The sequence below is a fragment of the Holdemania filiformis DSM 12042 genome (assembly GCF_000157995.1).
Taxonomy (GTDB): Bacteria; Bacillota_I; Bacilli_A; order Erysipelotrichales; family Erysipelotrichaceae; genus Holdemania; species Holdemania filiformis.
Map to the genome: position 1 here is coordinate 2,282 of NZ_GG657563.1, position 3,511 is coordinate 5,792.

Annotated in this window: 3 protein-coding genes; all 3 read left to right on the forward strand. The window is 49.2% G+C overall.

What is annotated here, in order from left to right; all coding sequences use genetic code 11:
* The first annotated feature begins 187 nt into the window (after positions 1-187).
* The 3 genes from HOLDEFILI_RS17935 to HOLDEFILI_RS17945 all read left to right on the forward strand — a co-directional run bounded on the left by HOLDEFILI_RS17935 (position 188) and on the right by HOLDEFILI_RS17945 (position 3,220).
* Positions 188-472 (forward strand): hypothetical protein, encoded by a 285-nt coding sequence (locus HOLDEFILI_RS17935; RefSeq protein ID WP_039865573.1) that lies wholly within the window; start codon positions 188-190, stop codon positions 470-472.
* 273 nt (positions 473-745) lie between these two features.
* Positions 746-2,368 (forward strand): DUF885 family protein, encoded by a 1,623-nt coding sequence (locus HOLDEFILI_RS17940; protein ID WP_006061371.1) that lies wholly within the window; start codon positions 746-748, stop codon positions 2,366-2,368.
* Between the two features lie 15 nt (positions 2,369-2,383).
* The gene (locus HOLDEFILI_RS17945; protein WP_039865575.1) at positions 2,384-3,220 is read left to right on the forward strand and encodes an HAD hydrolase family protein; all 837 of its coding nucleotides are present in this window, start codon (positions 2,384-2,386) and stop codon (positions 3,218-3,220) included.
* The last annotated feature ends 291 nt before the right edge of the window (positions 3,221-3,511 follow it).

The following is a 3,511-nucleotide window of genomic DNA, read 5'->3' on the forward strand; positions in this document are numbered from 1 at the left end:
CTTATGGAGAAATATTGCCTTTTTTGTGTATAATAATATCGTTAGGGTGTAATATAAAGAGGGTTTATATATAAGGATTGCTTATTTCATGTTACCACCCGATTTAGTGAATTTTTTACTCAATTTCACTAAAAAAATGATTGTCATAAAAGAAATTGTTGGATATAATTCCAACCGGAGGAATAGTATGAATAAAAGTTCAGAAATTTACGACATCGCTTGGGATCTCGCTTCGATCGTAGACAACCTGGATGATTCCGTCCTTAATGTTATTCGCAAAGGGACGCAGGGTACAGATCCGAATGCTTCCGCGTCGCTGGAGCTGGCCTGCCTAACGCTGAATAAGAACATCGAACAGTTGAAGAGTCTGGTTGCATCCCTGGAAGAAATTACTTACAGTCTGGAAGAAGAACTGGATAAAAGAGGACCGAACGAAAAAGAGAACTCCTCAGCACCGGCAAATTTATCGTAAAGTAAAAGAACTGTCAGAGTCACCGGCTCTGCGACAGTTCTTTTTATTTTACTCATACCCGTGTTTCCCAGCACTCCCATAAAACAAGTCTAATTGTGAAACACTCCGAAAAGCTGATAAACTTGAGGACAAGCCAGCTGCTCAGTTGACTTGTTTAGATTGCGTCTTCCATTTTATTAAAATTGAGGGACAGTCCGGCGTTTAATCCGTAGAAGGACTTGTCAACAGTGCGGAATTTCATTATAGTTATAGCCAAGTTAACAGGAGGATTCCATGATGCTATCACCGCAGAAAATTATGATCATCCGACAGCTGGACCGCGATTTGGCGCTGGCCGGCGACCGGCTGCACAGCCGCCAGATTTACCAACGCTCGCTTTGGATTCCGGACGAAGAACACCGTCAGACTCTGGCCACGACGTTGGACCAGCTCCGGCGCCGTGTCGATCGGCTGACAGACGACAATGAAGTTTCTCACTTTTTCATTCACCACTTTCATGATGTTCTTGATTTTCTGACCTGGGAAGCGGAAGATTTCTGGACGCATCCGCAGGTTCAGCTGGGGGAAATTCAGCACACTTTAAAACAACTGTGGTCCTCAGATCAGCGCCGCCGCGATCTGCGCCTTGCGATTCTTAGCGATCAATGGGCTGCACTGCCGGCTTGCCTGCAAGCCCTGGAACGCCGGTTTCCGGAATTGGATGAAATGGATTTGCCAGCCCTCTTATCCCGCAGCCAGGCACTCCAGCGCCAGGCTGAACAGATCATCCCTCAGCTGGACGCCCAGGCAACGGAACTCAAGCTCCGCCTGAATGAAGGCGTTCAGGCGCTGTCCCGCTGGATTGAACTGCTGCGCGAAGCCGGAGTGCATGAAGATCAGGAAATCAAAAGCGAAGATCAACGGCTGAACACCGATCCGGAAAGCTATCGGCGCACACTGGCGATGAAGCTGGGCGTGAAGCTGGACGATCTGCTTTCCTGGTATCAGGAGGAAATCGAAGCCACGCGCGCCAACGTCTTCGCGATTGCCAATCGGTTAAGCGAAACGCCGGTGACCACGATGACTCAGGTCCGGGCGCTGCTGGATGAAAAAGCCGGAGCTTGCGAAAGCGCCGAGGAAATGTTCCGCCGCGGCCATGAATATTTAGCTCGTGTCAAAGCGGTCAGTAAGCAGAAGCTATGGCATCCGATCGACGAGCTGTGCGATTTAACCGGCGTTCCGGAAGAACTGCGGGAATCCTTCCCCTGGGGCGGCTATATGGACGGCTGTCCGTACGAGCGTCCGCTGCACGGCCGGATGTTCTTAAATGAAACCAACTACACCGCCGTCAGCGACGGCTGGATTAAGGTCAATACGATTCATGAAGCCTATTTCGGCCATCACATCCAGTTCTTGCGGGTAAACAGTGATCCGCTGCCGGAAACAATGCGCCGGGGTCCGAAGGCTGACCCGCTGATCGAAGGCACCGCTCACCGCAGCGAGCATGTTTATGAATCGATCTTTGCGGAAGACCCTTATTTTCCCTTGTTCACGGCTTACCGCCGGCATCATACATCCGTGCGAATCCAGGCGGATTTAATGCTGCGGTGGGAAAACCGCACGATCGGCGAAGTGGTTGACTTATACCAGCGGGAACTGGGTTTTGATGCGAAAACCGCGCGCGGCCAGGTTCTGGCTCAGGAAGAAATGTTCGGTTATTTCACCTGTTACTGCTATGGTTTGAAGAAGATCGAGCAGCTGGAGAAAGAGCTTGGCTTACCGGCGGACGAGATGACCCGGCGCTTATTTGAGGCGGGACAGATCAGCATGGAAAGCCTGCGGATTCTGCTGAACTGCAGCGATGAAGCCCGCTGGTCCATTCTGCATGATTATCCAAGCTTATATCGTTTCGCTTAGATGGCAGATAAGACAATGAGCGATGAAAAGACACTAATCCGGGCCTTATTCTTTGATCTGGACGGAACGTTGTTAACCTCCGAGAAAACCTTGGCACCTTCCACGAAGGAAGCGCTGCGCGCTTGCCGGAAGAAAGGCATTTCGTTATTTATTGCCACGGCCCGGACTCCGCTGCTGGAAACGATGCTCGGCTGGACGGAAGCGGAGCTGAACTTCTTCGACGGAGGAATCTACTGCAACGGTGCCTGCGAAAAGCTGCATGGGCAGACGCGATACGCTTTTTTGCCCGCAGCGGTGGTCGCTGGCTGTGTCAAAGCCGTTGAAAGCTTTCCCGGGCTGCACCTGGCGCTGCAGTTGAAGGATGAACTCCATGCCTTCAATTGTCCGTTGGCCGACTTTGCTTATCCGTTATGGGGCATTGATCCCCAACTCAGCATTCCGCTGAATCCAAACGTCTTCAATCAAACGGTAAAAATTCTGATTTACTTTGAAAATCTTGTCGATTCCGTCACGGATCTTCCTTCATCGCTGGTTAACCTCTGCCAAACAATTTGCATGGATCAGGCAAACGTCTATCTGACTGATCAAGGCAAGGTGCTGCAAATCACAAATAACCAGACAAACAAATTCAAAAGCATTGACCACTTACGCCGTCAGTTGAATCTGAAGCCGGAAGAAATCGTGGTGTTCGGCGATGACTGGAACGATCTGGAAATGTTGACAGGATTCCCCAACGGCGTCGTCATGGGAAATGCCGATCGGGAATTGCGCTGTCAGATTCTTTACCAAACACAAAGCAACGATAAAGATGGGATCGCCTATGCATTGCACACACTCTTGGGGCTGATCTGATCCTGAATTTATACGAAGTCCTCGAAAAATTAAGTATCCTCAGTGGGGGTATGCCCGCTGATCAGAACTGAAAAATGATTTGATTAAAAGTCGTCTGAATTCAGAATGAACTCAAGATTGAAAGGTTAAACAGAATCCTGTTTCTTTTCTCCTGTTCCCCATTGAATCGATACTGAAAGATTGAAAAACAGGAAAATAACGATATGCCCTTGAAATAACTCAAGAATGGCATATACTATAAGCGTAGGGACGCTTGAAAAAGCGATACCCGTCAGACACTATCTCTTATTT